General features: G+C 51.4%; 16 protein-coding genes. 6 read left to right on the top strand and 10 right to left on the bottom strand.

Annotation, left to right across the window (positions count from 1 at the left end; all coding sequences use genetic code 11):
- Positions 1-42 precede the first annotated feature (42 nt).
- Positions 43-828: an OmpA family protein gene (locus tag JHL22_RS03545; protein ID WP_200233877.1), complete on the top strand. Its 786-nt coding sequence runs from the start codon at positions 43-45 to the stop codon at positions 826-828.
- Between the two features lie 164 nt (positions 829-992).
- Here JHL22_RS03545 and minE read toward each other — a convergent pair whose 3' ends face one another.
- From minE to JHL22_RS03525, 4 genes are all read right to left on the bottom strand, one after another.
- A complete protein-coding gene (gene minE, locus JHL22_RS03540) occupies positions 993-1,268 on the bottom strand; it encodes a cell division topological specificity factor MinE (RefSeq protein WP_200233876.1) in 276 nt (91 codons plus the stop codon).
- 1 nt (position 1,269) lies between these two features.
- A complete protein-coding gene (gene minD, locus JHL22_RS03535; protein ID WP_200233874.1) occupies positions 1,270-2,085 on the bottom strand; it encodes a septum site-determining protein MinD in 816 nt (271 codons plus the stop codon).
- Positions 2,086-2,173: 88 nt separating this feature from the next.
- The gene (minC, locus tag JHL22_RS03530) at positions 2,174-2,980 is read right to left on the bottom strand and encodes a septum site-determining protein MinC (RefSeq protein ID WP_200233873.1); all 807 of its coding nucleotides are present in this window, start codon (positions 2,978-2,980) and stop codon (positions 2,174-2,176) included.
- Positions 2,971-4,722 carry a glutamine--tRNA ligase/YqeY domain fusion protein gene (locus JHL22_RS03525; protein ID WP_200233872.1) on the bottom strand — a complete coding sequence of 584 codons (1,752 nt, stop codon included), beginning with the start codon at positions 4,720-4,722 and terminating at the stop codon, positions 2,971-2,973. The genes minC and JHL22_RS03525 overlap by 10 nt, the downstream gene beginning before the upstream one ends.
- 109 nt (positions 4,723-4,831) lie before the next feature.
- On the opposite strand from JHL22_RS03525, the gene JHL22_RS03520 reads away from it, so the two are divergent.
- Together JHL22_RS03520 and JHL22_RS03515 are read left to right on the top strand one after the other, a co-directional pair.
- Positions 4,832-5,983, top strand: coding sequence for a cytochrome ubiquinol oxidase subunit I (locus JHL22_RS03520; protein WP_200233870.1), 1,152 nt, complete (start codon positions 4,832-4,834; stop codon positions 5,981-5,983).
- Complete coding sequence (locus JHL22_RS03515) at positions 5,980-7,002, top strand: cytochrome d ubiquinol oxidase subunit II (protein WP_200233869.1); 1,023 nt, start codon at positions 5,980-5,982, stop codon at positions 7,000-7,002. Before JHL22_RS03520 ends, JHL22_RS03515 begins: the two co-directional genes overlap by 4 nt.
- Here JHL22_RS03515 and JHL22_RS03510 read toward each other — a convergent pair.
- The 5 genes from JHL22_RS03510 to JHL22_RS03490 form a co-directional block, all read right to left on the bottom strand.
- Positions 6,999-8,402, bottom strand: coding sequence for an ATP-binding protein (locus JHL22_RS03510; RefSeq protein ID WP_200233867.1), 1,404 nt, complete (start codon positions 8,400-8,402; stop codon positions 6,999-7,001). The two genes, JHL22_RS03515 and JHL22_RS03510, sit on opposite strands and share 4 nt — an antisense overlap.
- The gene (locus JHL22_RS03505; protein ID WP_200233866.1) at positions 8,399-9,106 is read right to left on the bottom strand and encodes a response regulator; all 708 of its coding nucleotides are present in this window, start codon (positions 9,104-9,106) and stop codon (positions 8,399-8,401) included. Before JHL22_RS03505 ends, JHL22_RS03510 begins: the two co-directional genes overlap by 4 nt.
- Before the next feature lie 168 nt (positions 9,107-9,274).
- Complete coding sequence (locus JHL22_RS03500; RefSeq protein ID WP_200233865.1) at positions 9,275-9,979, bottom strand: DUF6776 family protein; 705 nt, start codon at positions 9,977-9,979, stop codon at positions 9,275-9,277.
- A 39-nt stretch (positions 9,980-10,018) separates the two neighbouring features.
- Positions 10,019-10,744 (bottom strand): N-acetylmuramate alpha-1-phosphate uridylyltransferase MurU, encoded by a 726-nt coding sequence (gene murU / locus JHL22_RS03495; protein ID WP_200234265.1) that lies wholly within the window; start codon positions 10,742-10,744, stop codon positions 10,019-10,021.
- Positions 10,744-11,790: a phosphotransferase gene (locus JHL22_RS03490; protein ID WP_200234262.1), complete on the bottom strand. Its 1,047-nt coding sequence runs from the start codon at positions 11,788-11,790 to the stop codon at positions 10,744-10,746. Before JHL22_RS03490 ends, murU begins: the two co-directional genes overlap by 1 nt.
- Positions 11,791-12,094: 304 nt before the next feature.
- Here JHL22_RS03490 and JHL22_RS03485 point away from each other — a divergent pair, with 304 nt between their 5' ends.
- Genes JHL22_RS03485 through rsmA form a run of 3 tightly spaced genes read left to right on the top strand, consistent with a single transcriptional unit; the run spans position 12,095 to position 16,761 of the window.
- On the top strand, positions 12,095-14,485 hold the full coding sequence (locus tag JHL22_RS03485) for an LPS-assembly protein LptD (RefSeq protein ID WP_329610625.1): 2,391 nt from the start codon (positions 12,095-12,097) through the stop codon (positions 14,483-14,485).
- On the top strand, positions 14,485-15,972 hold the full coding sequence (locus tag JHL22_RS03480; RefSeq protein ID WP_200233864.1) for a peptidylprolyl isomerase: 1,488 nt from the start codon (positions 14,485-14,487) through the stop codon (positions 15,970-15,972). The genes JHL22_RS03485 and JHL22_RS03480 overlap by 1 nt, the downstream gene beginning before the upstream one ends.
- A gap of 3 nt (positions 15,973-15,975) precedes the next feature.
- Positions 15,976-16,761, top strand: a complete 786-nt coding sequence (rsmA, locus tag JHL22_RS03475) for a 16S rRNA (adenine(1518)-N(6)/adenine(1519)-N(6))-dimethyltransferase RsmA (RefSeq protein WP_200233863.1) — start codon at positions 15,976-15,978, stop codon at positions 16,759-16,761.
- A 97-nt stretch (positions 16,762-16,858) separates the two neighbouring features.
- Here the strand turns inward: rsmA and JHL22_RS03470 are convergent, their stop codons facing one another.
- Positions 16,859-18,022 (bottom strand): glycerate kinase, encoded by a 1,164-nt coding sequence (locus JHL22_RS03470; protein ID WP_200233862.1) that lies wholly within the window; start codon positions 18,020-18,022, stop codon positions 16,859-16,861.
- Positions 18,023-18,033 lie beyond the last annotated feature (11 nt).

Genomic DNA, 18,033 nt, shown 5'->3' with positions numbered 1-18,033 from the left:
GTGGTCCGGGCACTAAAACGTTTAACTATTAAGGAAATGTTAATGAAACTTTTTCAATACAAAGCAAGTATCGTTGCGGTAGCAGCCGCCTTGGCATTAACCGCATGCGGCACCATGAGCAATGTCAGCAAAGAGGGCACAGCCAGTGAGCTGGTATGGCCGAATGTGGATGCTGTCAAGTTTGATAATGACCAGGGTACTTTCCCGGTACTGGGGGCACTTGCCCAGGTTCGCGACGGGGTGACCCGTGACCAGCTATATTATTTGCTGGGTCGCCCTCATTTTGCGGAAGGTTTCCGGGTTAAAGAGTGGGATTACCTGTTTCACTTCAATACCCCCGGACAGGGCGTTAATAACATTAGCACCTGCCAGTATAAAGTGCTGTTTGATAACAATCTGATTGCCCGCAATTTTTACTGGAAACCGGTTACCGAAGGGTCGGTTTGCCCTGATGGCCAACAGAACGAAAGTTATACCCTAAGTGCCGATGCGCTGTTTGCTTTTGATCGTTCAGACTTAAGTAATGTTACTGCAGGTCGTACTGAGTTAGCCAATTTGGCCAGCCATCTTAAAAGCCGTCAGAACCTGACAGCGGTAACGGTAGTAGGGCACACTGATCGTTTGGGCTCAGAGGCCTATAACCAGAAGCTGTCGCAAGACAGGGCGGTGACTATTGCCAATTATCTGGCAGCCCAGGGTGTACCTGCCAATTTGTTACAGGCACGTGGTGCTGGCAAGTCTCAGCCAGTGGTGCAGTGTGAGGGTAGTGGTGCCCAGTTGATTCAATGTCTGGCACCCAACCGTCGCGTGGAAATTAATATTCAGTAAAAACAACGGTTGGGCAAGCGTTACCACGCAGGCGCGTGGGAACGAGTCCAACAGGCATAATGCCGGCCGGTTAAGTCCGGCATAACCGTAAACCGCTGCAAGCATGATGTTTGCAGCGGTTTTTTTCTGGCTCCCATGCGCCCGCGTGGGAGCCGCTGTAGCGGTTACTTTGCTTTTTTGTTTTTGTCTTCCTGGGGCATTTCAATTTTTACTTCAAGTACTTCCAGGGTGTCTTTGCGGTCAAGCTGGACCTTGATGTCGTCTGCGTTGATGTTGATGTACTTGGAGATGACTTCAATCAGTTCCTTTTGCAAAGCGGGCAGGAAGTCGGGCTCGGTGCTGCCCGGGCTTCGTTCACGTGCAAGAATGATTTGCAGGCGGTCTTTGGCAACGCTGGCCGAGGACTTTTTTTCTCCAAGAAAAAACTTTAGGAATGACATATTATTTCCCTCCGAAGAGCCGTTTCAGCAAGCCCGGTTTTTCGTATTCGGTAAAGCGCAGGGGTTTTTCTTCGCCCAGGTAACGGGCGACGATATCCTGGTAGGCTTCAGCCACGTCGGTGTCTTTCAGGTGAATGGCTGGCATACCTGCATTGGATGCCTGAAGCACCGCTTCGGACTCTGGCACCACACCAATCAGCTTGATACGCAAAATGTCTTCAATGTCTTGCAGTGAAAGCATCTCGCCTTCTTCAACACGTTTGGGATTGTAGCGGGTAAGTACCAGGAACTCCTTGACGGGCTCTTGTGAATCTTCGGCCCGTTTGGACTTGGCCGACAAAATGCCTAGAATGCGGTCAGAGTCACGTACCGATGAGACTTCAGGGTTGGTAACCACCAGCGCGTCATCGGCAAAATAGGCCGACATTAAGGCACCAGTTTCAATACCGGCCGGTGAATCGCACACAATGTATTCAAAGCCCATTTTTTTCAGGTCTTCAAGGACTTTGCCCACGCCTTCTTTGGTAAGCGCGTCTTTGTCGCGGGTTTGTGAGGCGGGCAAAATAAACAGGTTTTCAAGCTGTTTGTCTTTGATAAGGGCCTGGTTTAGTGTGGCTTCTTCTTGAATGACATTGACGAAGTCGTAAACAACACGGCGTTCGCAACCCATGATGAGGTCAAGGTTGCGCAGGCCAACGTCAAAATCGATAACGACGGTTTTGTGGCCACGCATGGCCAAGCCTGCTGAAAAACTGGCGCTGGTGGTGGTTTTGCCCACACCGCCTTTACCTGATGTAACGACAATAATACGTGCCATGAAAAGATATTCCTGTAATCTTTAAGTGGTCATTATCTTACCGCATAATGACCTTGTTCAACTGTAAAAAATTTAAAATTTCCCGCTGTTACTTATGTTCATCGTTGCTAATGAAGCTAAGTGATTCATTTTCCAGTTCTACAATAACCGGCTGCTTGATCAGGCTTTGGTTGAAGTCGGCATCAATAAGACGGTAAATGCCGGCAATGGCCAGCAGCTCGGCGTCTAACTGAGAGGTGAAAATCCGGGCCTGGGTATTACCCTTGGCTCCCGCAATGGCCTTGCCACGCAAGGGGCCGTACACATGGATATTGCCATCGGCAATAATCTCGGCGCCACGGCCGACGGCCCCAATAATGATCAGGTCACTGTTACGGGCATAAACGCGTTGGCCTGAACGCAGCTGGCGCTTGATAACCAGGGTAGGTTCAGCCGGTGGTGCCTCTGGGGCTGGTTCGGGCTCTGGTTTTGCGGGGGCTGCCTGCGGTATGGGTGCGGCAGGTGGCTCATCGTCCCTGCGATTGGCATTGGAAGGCGTAGAAAGGGTAACCGGCACCAGTCCGGCTTTGCGCGCACTGTCCAGAACCGCGCCTTCGGCCATCACGCCAATCACGGGCAGATGGTTGGCCTGCAAATGAGCCAGCAGGGCAGGCCAGTCGGGCGCTTCGTTAATTCGGGTGGCGTCAAGCACAACCGCCTCGTCCTTGAACAGGCTGCCGGCTTCTGACATTTTCCGGGTAATGGCTTCTTTAAGGGCGGCAAGATTGCTGCTATTAAGCACAATGCGTAATGCAAACAGGGAGGCACTTTTGAAGATGAGTGCTTGGGTGGTATTGGCTTTGCTTGTCACAGTAATGCCTGTTTCGGAAAAAAAGTTAAATCCATTTAAATCCATGCGTCCCGCAGGGTTACGCTGCGGTTGATAACGGGGGTTTCACCAGAGTCCGGGTCTACGGTAAAGTAGCCCAGGCGTTCAAACTGCCAGCGGGCGCCTGGTGTGGTCTGGGTGCCTGGTTCTAGCCAGCCCTGAACGGTTTGCATGGAGTTGGGGTTAATGTGCGCCAGGAAATCTTTGTCTTGCCCATCGGGGTGTGCATTGGTAAACAGGCGGTCATAAATGCGGAACGTGGCCGGTTGGGCATGTTTGGCGCTGACCCAGGTAATATTGCCCTTGACCTTGACGCTGTCTGCGCCCGGTGTACCGCTTTTGGTGTCGGGCAGGTATTCGGCATGAACCTGGGTGATGTTGCCTTGTTCGTCTTTGACGCAGCCGGTGCAGCGCACAACGTAACCGTATTTCAGGCGTACCTGGTTGCCGGGGAACAGACGGAAATATTTTTTGGGTGGTTCTTCTTTGAAGTCATCGCGTTCTATCCAGAGTTCACGGGTGAACGGGAAAGAACGGCGGCCCTGGTCGGGGTTGCGCGGGTTTTTGGGCGCGCTACAGTCTTCTTCCTGGCCTTCGGGGTAATTGGTAATAACCAGTTTAAGCGGGTCGAGTACGGCCACGGCACGGTCGGCGATGGGGTCCAGGTTGTCGCGCAGGGCTTGCTCAAGCACGCTGTAATCAATGCGCGAGTCTGATTTTGAAACGCCAATGCGCTCACAGAACAAACGCAGGGATTCGGGCGTGTAGCCACGGCGGCGCAGGCCGGCCAGCGTAGGCAGGCGCGGGTCATCCCAGCCATTGACGTGGTTTTCTTTAACCAGTTGCAGCAGCTTGCGTTTGCTGGTGACCACGTGGTTAAGGTTAAGGCGGGCAAATTCATATTGCCTTGGCAGGGGTTCATTTAATTTGCCCAGGGCAACCAGTTTTTCAAGAACCCATTCGTAGAAGGGGCGCTGGTCTTCAAACTCTAGCGTGCAAATGCTGTGGGTAATGGTTTCCAGTGCGTCTTCAATGGGGTGGGCAAAGGTATACATGGGGTAAATGGGCCACTGGTTGCCGGTGCGGTGGTGTTCGGCATGGCGAATACGGTAAATAACCGGGTCGCGCATGTTGATATTGGGTGACGCCATGTCTATTTTTGCCCGAAGCGCCATGCTGCCATTGGGGTGCTTGCCTTCACGCATTTCAATAAACAGCTGCAGGGATTCTTCGGTGGGGCGGTCGCGCCATGGCGAGTTGGTACCCGGCGAGGTAAGCGTGCCGCGATTAGCCCGCATTTCATCGGGGCTTTGCATGTCTATGTAGGCATACCCGCCCATAATAAGTGCCTGGGCAAAATCGTACATGTATTCAAAGTAATCACTGGCGAAATACAGGTTTTCCTGGTCGCTGCTGGTCCAGGAAAAACCCAGCCATTGAACCGTGTCTTTGATGGCATCAACATATTCCTGTTCTTCTTTTTCGGGGTTAGTGTCATCAAAGCGCAGGTGACAGATGCCGCCGTAATCCCGGGCCAGCCCGAAGTTCAGGCAGATGCTTTTGGCATGCCCGATGTGTAGATAGCCGTTGGGTTCGGGCGGAAAGCGGGTGCGGATTCTGGCGCTGTCTTTGGGCGCATTGGCTTGTACCGATGCAGGGCCAGGTACGCCAGCCCATTTTTTGGATTGGTAGCGTCCTGCACTCAGGTCATTTTCAATAATGGTTCGCAAAAAATTGGAAACGGGTACATCAGTTGAGAAATCAGTCATACAGAAATTTATCAATAAATCATGAAATAGCATACATTCTGCCACGTTCAGGGGTTAGACTCACGGTGAATAATCATAGTTATACAAAATAGTTCGTGAATCGTTGCTTATGTTTGAAATTTCCCCGCTTTTGCTTGCCGAATGGCAGTTCTTTGGTTCATTAGGCTTTTTGTCGGTGTTTGTCGCCGTGTTGTTTTCGTCGGCCTGGCTGCTGCTTTTTCTGAAGCTGGCCTGGCACAAGACAGGGCAAGACGCCTGGATTGGTGTTTACCGTTATTGGGTACGGGTATTTGCCCTGGCCATGGTGGTTAGTGTGGCGGTTACCATCCCCCTGATGATACAGGCAGGCACGTTATGGCCGGCACTGCTAATGAAAATAGCCGGTGTGGCCGGGCCATTGGCCTGTTTGGCCGTCTTGCTGGCTTTTGTCTGTAAATTGATTTTCTTTAACGGCATGCTTTACCGTCAAGGCAAAATGAAAGAAAAATGGCATACGGCATCGGTGTTGATGTCGGCACTGGGGGTGACAGGCATTGTTTACCTGATGCTGGCCTTGCAGTCCTGGATGAATGCCCCGCAGGGAACTATTAAGACAGAAAGCAATATTGTTGTGCATGACTGGCTGGCCATTGTGTTTCATCATGAAATTGCCTGGCGCTTGATACTGGTGTTTGCCGGATCCAGCCTGTGTCTGGGTTTCATGATGATGGGTGTTAGTGCCTGGCAGGTTTTAAGGCGGCCCTTGAACCAGGCAGAAAACCTGACTTTCCGTATTGGCCTGGTCATGGCTTTGTATGGCATGGCTGGCTTTGTCTTGCAGGTTCTTTTTGCCCAGGATACTTTGTTTGTGCCTTTTGCCGCCAATGGCTGGCGCAAGGTGTGGTGGGGGGGCATTCTGTTGCTGGGGATCATGCTGCTGGTGTTGACACTGTTATGCTATTACCTGTTAGGTAAAAAACGGGATATTGGCAAAATGCCGGTGTTTTTACAAAAGTGGTGCTCTCTCATGACTTTTTCCGGGTGCTTGCTGGTCTTGTTAACGGGCGCGCTGTCTTATTTCCGGAATTTACCTTTTATTGTCTACAAGGAAATTGCCCTGCAGGAAGTTTTTCGGTATTTAAGTACCCAGACTCTGGTGCTGTCTTCGCTGGCCTATCTGGTGGTTTATCTGCTTATTGCCGTCAGTTTCAGGCAAATGTTTTACCAGGCTGCCCGCTATGGGGTGGTGCCGGTGCGTAAAACCATGGGGGCAGCGGCATGACTGAACTGGCAAATTTGTTGGGCTTAAGTATTTATGATCCGGTGTTCTGGATGCCGCTGGCCTGTATGGCGGCATTTTCCCTGTTAGTGCTCATGGGTGCTATTCTGGATGGCTTTGATCTGGGTGTTGCCCTGTTGCTGCCATTTGCTGGCGAGCACCGCAATCGCATGATGGGCTTGCTGGGGCCATGGCGCAATATCAATGAGTTTTGGCTGTTGTTGGGGATTGTGTTTTTCATGGCCATCTTCCCCAAAGCCTGGGCTTTTATTTTTACTGTCCTGTATTGGCCCATGATTATGATTGCCCTGGGGGTTATGCTGCGTAATATTGCGTATGAATTTCGCCTGCGCTCAAGCGGTGGGTGGCGTCATGTCTGGACCACGATGTTTTTTGTGGGGGCTTTGTGCATGGTGCTGGGGCAGGGCTGGGTATTGGGTAAATTCGCGGTTAATTTCCAGGAAGAGCCCGGTTATGATTTTTTTGCCTTGTTCATTGCCCTGTGTGTGGTTGCCCTGTATGCCCTGTTGGGGGCATTATGGCTGGTAATGCGGCTTAGTGCTTCGCAGGGTTCCTTGCAGACCATGGCGATCAAATGGGCGCGTCGCACAGTCAGGCTGGGTGCAGCGGGCCTGTTTGCGGTAATGGCGGCCCTTGGATTTAGCAATACCGGTATTTTTTATAAATGGGCGTTGTTTGACACACTGGGCATGGTGTTGCCAGGCTGGTTGTTAATATTAAGCCTGTTTGTGCTGATTGAAATTCTGCTACGTCATGCCCATAAAAATGACTGGTTGGGACGTTTGCCCTTTATATTGCTGCTGCTGGTGATTGTGCTGGCGGTGGCCGGCTTTGCTTACAGTTATTTCCCATTTCTGGTTTATGATGAATTAAGCCTGTGGGACAGTATCGATTCTGTCGCCACCCTGCGTTTGCTGGTGTGGGGGATGGCTTTTGTTCTGCCGGTCATGCTGGTGTATTTTGGCTGGGTGTACGGGGATATGTTCGATAAGCTGCGTTAGTTGTCTGCCAGGGGCAGGGTGATGTCAACACGCAATCCACCCGATTCACCGCTGCCCAGTTCCAGCGAACCATGATGGGCCTTTGCAATGGCGTCTGCCAGCGCCAGGCCCAAGCCCACGCTACCGGTTTTGGTGCGGGCCGAATCCAGCCGTGAGAATGCCCGCAGGGCTTCGGTGCGGCGTTCAAGCGGAATCCCTTCACCCTGGTCGCACACAGAAATTACCACTTGTTGTTGGTGGGTGCGTACTTGTACGTCAACCGGGGGTTGACCATGTTTTAAGGCATTGCTAATAAGGTTGTCTAAAAGACGTCCCAGTGCCAGGCCATCGGCATTAACAAACACTTTGTGGGGCGGCATGAGTTTCAGAAAAACCGGGCTGCCGGCACCTTCCCACGATGAAACGCGTTCGTCAATCCAGGTGTTAAGCGCTAGTTTGCTGAAGGTGTAGGTGCCGGGGTCTGAGCCGCGGACATAGCCAATAAACTGGTCTATCATGCGCTGCATGTCCTGTACGTCGTTGCGCATGCCTTCTTTCAGGGACTGGTCGTCGGTCATTTCCAGCCTTAGCCACATACGGGCCAGGGGGCTTTTCAGGTCGTGAGGCAGGCCGGCCAGCAAGGTTTGCTGAACCTGTTTGGATTCATCAAGGGCATCCAGCATGGCGTTGAAACGTTCGCCCAGCAGGCGGGTTTCGGTAGGGCCTGCCGGTGTTACCCTTTCGGGGTGCCCCTGGGCCAGCTGGTCTGCGGCCCTGCTTAAGCGGGTAAGCGGGCGGGTGATATGCCAGGCAAAGCCGGCCGCCATGGCAATAAGCAACAGGTTAATGCTTAACCATGCCACCATGATGGCCTGCATATTGGGGGGCTCTATACGGTCTAGCGGAATCACCAGCCATTCGCGCATCACGGTATTGTCAAATTCGTTCAGCTCGGGCAGCAGTGAAATATACATGCGGGGTTCTTCACCACGTGACAGCCCCACCCGGGTACCGTCATTCAGTTCATGGTTCAGGTGGTTGATCAGGTCGCGCAGGTTGTTGCGCAGGTCACCCGACGGGTATTCGGTCAGTCTTTCCCTGTGCTGATGGTTTTGGGCATTTCGGCGCAAGGGTTGTGAAAAACGGGTATCTTTGGGAAGCTGGCGTGACCACAGACGCCATTTGTTTTGTGAGGCTTCCTCAATGAAGCGGGCCCTGTTTTCGGCCGGTATCTGGGCGACTGCAGCCCTTAAGGTGCGAATGGTGGTGGTTAGGTAATTAACCACTACATCTTCTACATAGCGTTCCCTAAGGTAATTGCCCACCGAAAGGCTGCCAACCTGGACCAGTATGATGGTGCCCAGCATCATGAGAATCATTTGCAGGCGCAGGGAGCGGGGCCACAGTTTTATTTTTTTCATGCATCAGGGGAAAACCGGTAACCGACTCCCCATACGGTTTGTATCCAGCGCGGGTCTTTGGGATCGTCTTCGATGGCACGGCGTAAACGCAAAATCGCAATGTCGATAGCGCGGTCATTGCGTTCGCCTTCGTCGTCATCGCGGGCCAAGGCCAGCAGGCGTTCGCGGGACAGGGGTTTGCCCGGGTTTTTAACCAGGGCCTCGAGCAGGTTGATTTCACCACCGGTAAGTTTTACGGTGATGTCATCTTTGAATAATTGGCGACGGGCCGGGTCAAAGGTAAATGGGCCAAAGCTGATGGGGGTTTCCTTGATGAGGGCCGAAGGACCTTTTTTGCGGCGCAGGACGGTTTCTATGCGGGCCAGCAATTCCCGTGGGTCAAAGGGTTTGCCCAGATAGTCGTCTGCCCCTGACTCAAGGCCAATAATACGGTCAGCGGTTTCATCGCGGGCGGTAAGCAAAATAATGGGAATGTCTTCATTCTGGCTGCGTAGTTTGCGGCAGGCCTCCAGGCCGTCTCCGCCGGGTAGCATACGGTCAAGTACGATCAGGTCGGGCGAGAATTTGGTAATTCGCTGGGGCAGGTCGGTGGCGTCCGGGGCCAGCAGGGTATCGTAACCGTGCCGGTTAAGGTACTCGGCCAGTAACTGCCTAAGCGCCGGATCATCATCAACAACGAGAATTTTGATATGCTGTTTTTCCATAGTGATGATATCTTGCCAAAGTACGTGCCATTAGGCAAGCGTTGGAAATGAATTGAAATTGAAATAATCCCGCTGCCATTCCCCACCTGAACGCTTGGCGTTAGGGGGTGGTAGTTCATTAATGAGCGCAAATCAGCTCCGGCCCGAAAAGGCAGGAGCTGAAATGGTTTAGCGGATATTGAAAGTGCGGTTGGCCTGGGTTTTCTGGCTGTCGAGACTGCGAACCCGAATAGTCACTTTTCGGGGGGTCAGGGTGGGGGGCAAGGTAAGATTGCCTGCTACTTGCTGGAAGTTGGTAATATTGATTTCCGTTGGGGGAATTTCGGCGTAGCCGGTTTTTCCGTTGCGGTATCTGCCTTCTACAATGAACTCAAGCTGGGCCTTGTAATCGGGGTCGGCATCATCACTTTTCATGATGAGCAATTTATAATCAAGCTTGCCCATGGCGGCCTCAAATTCGGCAGCCCGAATGCCTAGCGGGTTGCCGCTTGGGTCGGCAGGAATGGCTTTCTTGATGAGTTCCAGATTGGCAGTGAGCTGCTGGATGCGCTCTTGGCTGCTTTGCAGGGTGTTGCCCTGGGCAGAATTGCTTTTTTTCAGGGCGTCAAGATCCAGGGTGGTTTTTTCAAGTTCGGCTTGTAAACGTTGCTTTTCCTGTGTCAGCTGGCTAATTTCATTGGTCAGGTTGTTGGACTCTTCAACGCTAAGACGTTTGGGACCATAATTGGTTTGCAGAAACCAGAAACCGCCTGCGCCAATAATGACGCCAGTAAACAGGATCACGAGCCAGCGTGGCATACGCTTGCCGCGCCGGTTGCTACTGCTTTCATAAACGGAGGGTTTGAAAACGGCTCTTTTTGAAGATCCAAACATTACTGAATTATCCTTTGGTTACGAAATGAAGTGATTTCATTAGGGTTGAATGGAGGTGGCTGGGACATTGTTGTCAGTTTGTAACTGCCGGTCAAGCAGCGCAAGCCTTTCGGGCGTGCCGACATCAATCCATTGACCGGTATGCAGGCCGCCTTCCACCAAGTGGTTTTGCATGGCCAAACGCAACAGGGGAGCCAATGGCTGCGGTTGTTGCGGGTTGATGCCCCTGAAAAAGGACGGGTGATAAATGCCAATGCCGGCAAACGTATGGTTAATGACTACCGGTTTTTTGTTGTGCAAAAAACCCTGGCCATCCAGATGAAAATCCCCTTCGGGGTGATGAGGGGGATTATCTACCATGAGCAGCCAGGCTTGTGTTGATGCTTTATGCAAATGGTCAACAATTGTAACCGCCTGCATGGGGTTCCAGTCGCACCAGATATCGCCATTGATGACCAGGAAAGGCTGGTTGCCCAACAGGGGCAGGGCATTGGCAATACCGCCTGCGGTTTCAAGGCCATTGGGAGACTCGGCAGAGTATTCAATGGCAACACCAAATTGACGGCCATTGCCCAGGGTTTCTTCTATTTTGTGGCCCAGCCAGGCATGGTTAATCACAATATCACTAATGCCAACGCTGGCCAGCCGTTCTATGTGCCACACAATAAGGGGCTTGCCACCCACGCACAGCAGGGGTTTGGGTAAGGTGTCGGTAAGCGGGCGCATGCGTTCGCCACGACCGGCTGCCAGAATCATGGCCTGAATCAAAATGTATATCCTACTTTGTGGTCGATGTTGTCGAGCCGGTCTAGCAAACGCAATAGGGGCTTAAAGACCAGATAGCGGTTGGCAACCTGGCGGACATAGGCATTAACACGGGGAATATGCTGCAGGTAATGATCTTTGCCATCACGGATGGAAAGCCGGGAAAAGACACCTAAAATGCGTAAATTACGCTGCAAGCCCATGAATTCGTAATTGGTATGGAAGTGGGCGAAGTCGTCGGGGATAGGCAGTTTTGCTTCTTGGGCCATTTGCCAGTAACGAATGGCCCAGTCCAGTTGCTGGGGCTCTTCCCAGGTGGTGCGGGCATCCATGACCAAAGAGGCCAGATCATAGGAAATGGGCCCGTTGACGGCATCCTGGAAATCGATAATCCCGGGGTTGGGACCGTAAATATCCTGGTCGCACACCAGTAGATTGGGAGAATGGTAATCGCGATGCACGAATACGCAGGGCTGTTTGGCATTGTGGGCCACTAGCAGGCTGAAGGTTTTTTCAAGTGCGTTTTTTTCGTCGTTACTTAGCTGGCTTTGGCAATGCCGGTTAACATACCAGTCGGTAAACAGTTCCAGTTCATCGCGCAAGCGTTGTGCATGATAGGCGGGCAGGTCTTGGGCACCGGCCTGCTGCATTTGCACCAGTGCCTGAAGGGCATCATGGTACAGAGATTGCAAGGTGGTGTCATCAAGGCCTTTTTGAATGCGTTGGTAATAGGTGTCGTTACCCAGGTCGGTAAGCAGTAACCAGCCGTTTTCCAGGTCTTTTTCAAGGATGGCCGGTACATTCAGGCCTGCTTTGGCCAGTTTTTCAGCAATGTCAATAAAAGGGATACAGTTTTCCTGTTGCGGGGGGGCATCCATAATGATAAGGGGAGCCTTGTTGGTATCTACGCGGAAATAACGCCTGAAACTGGCATCACTGGAGGCCGTGCGAAGGCTTTCGGTTTGGATGTGATGGGTATTTGCAATGTTGGCTAACCATTGTTGCAAGGCATCTTTGCGGGGATCTGCTGAAACGTTTAAGGGCATAATCATAAAATATGAGTATTTCGCGTCAATTGGGTGACGAAACCTGAGTCCTGAATGTAAAATCGGTTTAATTTCAGTGAAAGAATTAAAAAAACCAATTTAAATTAAAGAGCAACTACTATAATTGGTCGTTTCGACTTGGCAATTACTCTGGAAAAATCTATTTTAAGCTTTTTAACCGGGTTTTGTCTTTTCTGCATCAATAAAATAGTCTGCAGGAGTAATGTCATGGGTAGTTGTTTGCAACCGGGAATAAAATTGTCTGTGTTCCATATAAACAGAATCTTGAATGGATTAGTTTTTTGTGCGTAAAGTTTATGCTTTTACTCTGCTAACGCTTATTTCGTTTGCCAATACCGGTCTTGCACTGGCAGCACCCGGAATACGTATTAATCAATACCCGATTTTGCAGGACTCTGCCTTGTTGCAGGTAACGCCCGGCGATAAAAACAAGACGGTTACTTTTACCGACAGTGCAAAGGCGGACTACAACAATAATAGCAGTGATATTACCTTGCATGGGCTGGCGCAGGTGCGACGCACTGATGCCATCCTGAAAAGTGAGCAGATCCGTTATAACAATGATACGGGTGACATGACGGCAACCGGGAACACCCGTTTCTTCAAGGATGGCACCCTGATCACCGGAACGGGGCTTCAATATAATATCAACACAGACAGCGGCAAGTTCTTTGAACCGGTGTTTAACCTGGCGGGCGGCGGAAGCGGTACGGCCAGCCAGGCCGAGGCGCTTGATGAGAATCACACACGGTTGATGGATGTGATCTATTCGGGTTGCGATTGCCCCGAAAAATTCTGGACCATCCAGTCTCCGCAAGTAGATATTTATGATGACGAAAACGAGGGGATTGCCAAAAACGGGGTACTTTATATCAAGGGGGTACCGGTACTTTGGTCGCCTTACCTTACGTTTCCAGTCAGGGCAGAAAAGAAATCGGGGTTCCTTACCCCTACTTATGGTTACACCTCACGTGGAGGCTATGATCTGGCCGTGCCGTATTTTTTCAACCTGGCCCCTAATTATGACGCAACGCTAACACCCCGGTATTTAAGCAAGCGCGGCTTGTTAATGGGCGGAGAGTTTCGCTATTTAATGCCAAATTACTCAGGTATGGCTGCGGGTACCTATATTAACAAGGATATGGATACCCGCGAAAAACGCTGGTCGTATTCTATCTTGCATGATCATCGCCTGGGCCAGTTCATGGGCCTGAATTTTAATTTTGACCTGGACTGGAACGGGGCTTCCGACGATAATTATTTTCGTGACTTTACCAGCATGGGCCTGAATGAAGCTGACCAGACCTATTTGTCAAAAAGGGCCACCCTGCGCTGGTCGGGGTACGATTACTGGAGCGGTCATTTAACGCTGCAAAAATACCAAACACTGCAAGACGAAACGCTGGGACGCTTATACGGGCAATACGAAAAAGTGCCCGAACTCAATGTGCGCGGCAGACGCTACAACTGGAACGGGTTTGATGTAGAAACCGACAATACCCTTACCCGTTTTGAGTTTCCCACTTACTTTGGCGATATTGTTGATTTGTCCAATACCAATGGTCACCGTGCTCCCGATGGCACCCGGTTCTCCTCTTATAGCACCATTAGTTATCCGGTTGTCCGCCCAGGTTGGTATGTCACGCCCAAGGCCGGTCTGCATGTTTCCCATTACTCAACCGACTGGTATAAGGAATTTGGCCGCTACAGTTTCACAAGCCAGGACGGTACCCAAAAAGGTTCCATCAACCGGGCCTTGCCCATTTTGTCCATTGACAGTGGCATGACTTTTGAACGTAGTACTACGCTGTTTGGCAAACCGTCTTTGCAAACGCTTGAACCCCGACTGTATTATTTGTATATTCCTTATAAAGACCAGTCGGATATTCCTCTTTATGACACCTCCATCAGCCAGTTCGGCTTTGGTTCAGCGTATGCTGAAAACCGTTATAGCGGTGGCTGGGATCGTATTAACAATGCCAATCTGCTTACCATGGGTATCACCAGCCGCTGGTTTGATGAAGATAGCGGTTTCGAGCGGCTGTCCCTGCAACTGGCGCAACGGTTTTATTTTGAAGACCAGAAAGTGACCTTGCCCGGGGAACAGGCCCGCAAGCGGTCCAAGTCGGATTATCTGGCTGGCTTAAGTGCGGCGCTTACCGATACCCTGAATACCGAGCTGGCGGTGCAGGTGGATTCGGCTGAGCGCAATGTGGTGCAATCGTATGCGTCTTTGCGCTGGAAGCCCAAACGCCTGACCAGCATTTCCATGTCTTACCGCTATCAGCAAGATCCTTTTCTTGATGAAGGGGGCAATCCGCTGCGTTATCAGCTAAAAGGCAAGGAAACCACCAGTTTGTCGGCACAATGGCCATTTACTGAAAATATCTCAGGCGTTGGCCGTATTGATTATTCCATTCAGGATAAAAGGGTAACCCAGTCCATTCTTGGTTTTGAGTATAAAGGCAACTGTTGCTGGACGGGCCGGGTTGTCATGCAGCGTTATGCCGTTTCAAAAGAAAAGGCAAATTCTGCTATATTCTTACAATTGGAATTATCCGGTCTTGGGTCTTTGGGTAGTGATCCAATGAATTTGTTAAGAGAAAATGTGCCGGGGTATGAATCAACAACCGTCCCGGTTCCAGTAAAATCTACATTTGAAAGGTATGAATAATGCGTAGACTAAAACGCGTACGCCAATTCGCATTTGCAACCATTCCCGTTTTTTGTCTTGCCTTGCCAATCGTGGCGCAGGCAGCGCCGGGTACTGCTGGCAAAACAGCGAAAACACAAGCTCAGTTTGGTGATGGCATAGCCGCGGTAGTCAATACTGAAATCATCACCATCCGGGAGCTGGACAATCGAATGGCCTCCTTGCGCATTAGCGGACAGGGTGGGTCAAGCCGCGATCAGGTGCTTCAGTCCATGATTGATGAAAAACTGATGAAGCAGGATGCTGAACGCTTGAACGTAGCGGTTAGCGATGCCCAGCTGGACCAGGTGTTGGCGACTATTGCACAGCGCAATAGCATTCCTGTCGAGCGGCTGAAAGAAGAAGTCAGCCGTTCGGGCATGAAATGGGATGAGTACCTGAAAAACTTGCGCAGTGAAGTCATGATGGATCAATTGCGCAATAGCATTGTTCAAAGCCGGATCAGTGTTACCGAATCGGATGTTGATGCCTTTTTGAAGCAGCATCCTACCGGCGTGTTGCCTAAAAAAGAGCTTGCCTATATTCCTCCTCCGCCCCAGAAACAGGTTGTTATCGAACGCTCCTTTGAGCCCAAGGCGGTCGCCTTGCAACACATCTTTATTCGCGTTCCTGACAACGCTTCTGAAGATGTGGCTGCTGCCGCTCGCAAGAAAGCCAATGACGCCATGGCAAAAATCAGGCGTGGCAACAGTTTTGCCGCCGTTGCCAAAGAGTACTCTGAGGGTCCCGAGGCCGGTGATGGTGGGCAATTGGGTATTCGCCTGTTTGAAGACTGGCCTTCCCTGTTTGTTAACGCGACCCGTAACGTGGCAGACGGGCGCACCACCGGGGTTTTCAAGGCACCTAACGGGTTCCATATTTTGAAAGTACTGGAGCGCCGTGGTTTAGTTAAAGAAAACAAACGGGTTGTTAACGTGCAGCCGCCACCGCCACCCAGACCGCAGTTTTCTCCCATGGAAATTGCCGCCAAACAAGACGGTCCGGTTAATGTGACCGAATCCAATGTTCGCCATATTCTGATTAAAAAAAGTCCTGTGGTTTCCGATCAGCAGGCGTATGAACGAATTCAAAGCTTGCATAATCGCTTAAGCAATGGTGAGGCGTTTGAAGATGTGGCGCGCAAATTTTCGCAAGACACTTCTGCGCCGTTAGGGGGCGATATTGGCTGGATTGCCCCGGGTGTGGCCGATCCCGAATTTGAAAAAGCGGTGGCCAATTTGCAGCCGGGGCAAATCAGCAACCCGGTGCGTTCTGCCTTTGGCTGGCATATTATTGAAGTGCTTGACCGCCGTACCGGCGACAAGCAACCCGAAATCCGTCGCATGCTGGCTCGCCAGACCCTGTACGAACAGCGGGCAGAGCCTATCTTTACCGATTGGTTGCAGCAATTGCGTTCGCAGTCGTTTATTGACAATCGCCTAAGCGGTTCCATTTCTGCCAGAAACTAGACTATGACAGCACATCAGGCAAGAAAACGGTTTGGCCAGCATTTTCTGGTGGATGAAAGCGTCACTGAGGCGATTGTCCGTGCGGTAAATCCTGGCCGTGATGACAAGGTGGTGGAAATCGGGCCGGGGCTGTCTGCCTTAACGGCTCCGCTATTGGCCTGTCTTGATCATTTAACGGTGGTGGAAATTGACCGCGACCTGGCACAGCGCTTACGCAATACGTATAGTCCCAAAAAAATAACCGTCCATGAGGCCGATGCCTTAACCGTGGATTTTAGCCAGTTTGGCGCACCCTTAAGGGTGGTGGGTAATTTACCCTACAATATTTCCAGTCCGTTGCTGTTTCATTTAATGGATTATGCCAATAAGGTGCAAGACCAGCATTTTATGCTGCAAAAAGAGGTCATCGACCGGATGGTGGCAAAGCCGGGCACGTCCGATTATGGCCGCTTGTCTGTCATGTTGCAGTCACGTTATAAAATCCATTGGCTGTTTGATGTCCCCCCCGAATCGTTTGATCCACCACCAAGGGTCATGTCGGCCGTAGTACGTATGATTCCCTTACCTGATTCCCGTCCTGCTCCAAAACAGTGGCCGGTGTTTGAGCGGGTGGTTGCACGTGCTTTTTCACAACGCCGGAAAATGTTGCGTCGCTCTTTGGCAGATTGGGAAATAGACTGGGATGCGGTTGGCATTAAGGAAACAGCCCGCGCCGAGTCGTTAAGTGTGGCCGATTTTATCCGCCTTTCTGACTATTTGCTGGATAGCGGAAAAATAAACCAGGCTTGAAGTAGTCAATCACCCCGCCCTAAAGGGCGAGGTTTCCCGCGCAAGTTGATGAACGGTAGGCGTTTTTCTAATTCCCATGCTCTCGCGTGGGAGTTGATCATTTAATCTTATAGTTTTTACCGCCTTTGCTTAGCTGGCTTGCCAGAAAAACCTGCATAATATCCCGGCTGCGTTCCTGAAGTAGACGCGATGCCTGTTGCATGGCTTCCTGCAAGGTGATGGGGCCGTTGCACAGGCTGAAGGCCGCGGTCATTCCTTGGCTGTACAATGCCTGGTAATTGGCGCCCAAGGTGCCGGCAATCACAATCATTGGGACCTGATGCATTTGTGCCAGGGTAGCTATGCCGGCCAGGGTTTTACCCTGCAAGGTTTGCTCATCCAGCTTGCCTTCACCGGTAATAACCAGGTCGGCATTTTCAATCAGGCGTGTCAGTCCTGCAAATTCGGCCACTATTTCCACCCCGGGACGAAACCGTGCATTCAAGAAACTTAAGCCAGCAAAGCCAAGGCCGCCTGCTGCGCCTGCTCCCTGTTCATGACGCCTGTCTTTGCCCAGCGTAGTGGCTGTAATATCAGCATAATGCGCCATAGTCTGGTCCAGGAATTGGACCTGTTCTGCCGTGGCGCCTTTTTGTGGGCTAAAAATAGCAGCGGCACCATGGGACCCGCACAAAGGGTTGTTTACATCGGAAGCCAGGGTAAATGCTGTCTGCGACAGACGTGGGTCCAGGCCGGCAAGATTGATTGTTTCAAGCCTGGCCAGCTCTTCGGGGATGGATTCCAGCAAGGTATTGTTTTTACCCATAAACTGAATGCCCAGGGCGGCAAGCATGCCAGCACCGCCATCGTTGGTGGCCGAGCCGCCCAGCCCCAGGATGATATGCCTGGCCTGTTTATTTAAAGCTTCAATAATAAGTTGACCAACCCCAAACGTATTGGCACGCAGGACCTGTCTGTTCTGGGGGGTGAGTTGTTCAAGGCCGGCAGCACTGGCCATTTCTATAATGGCGGTACCGTTGCCGGTTATGGCCCAGGTAGCTGGTACCGGGTGGCCTAATGCGTTGCGGACGGTGCTTTGCATGAGTGTGCACGGAGTGCTTTGCGCAATGGCCAATACGGTTCCTTCACCCCCATCGGCCATGGGAACGCAATGGATGCTGGCGGTGGGCGCTGCTTGCCTTACGCCTTTGGCAATGGCCTTGGCCACTTCATGGGCTGGCAGGCTTTCTTTGAATGAGTCAGGGGCAATGATGATTTTCATTTTAAATTTAA

The organism is Advenella mandrilli (assembly GCF_016595155.1).
GTDB classification, from domain to species: Bacteria; Pseudomonadota; Gammaproteobacteria; order Burkholderiales; family Burkholderiaceae_B; genus Advenella; species Advenella mandrilli.
The sequence above is the reverse complement of the archived record's forward strand: the minus strand, read 5'-3'. Positions and strand labels throughout refer to the sequence as shown.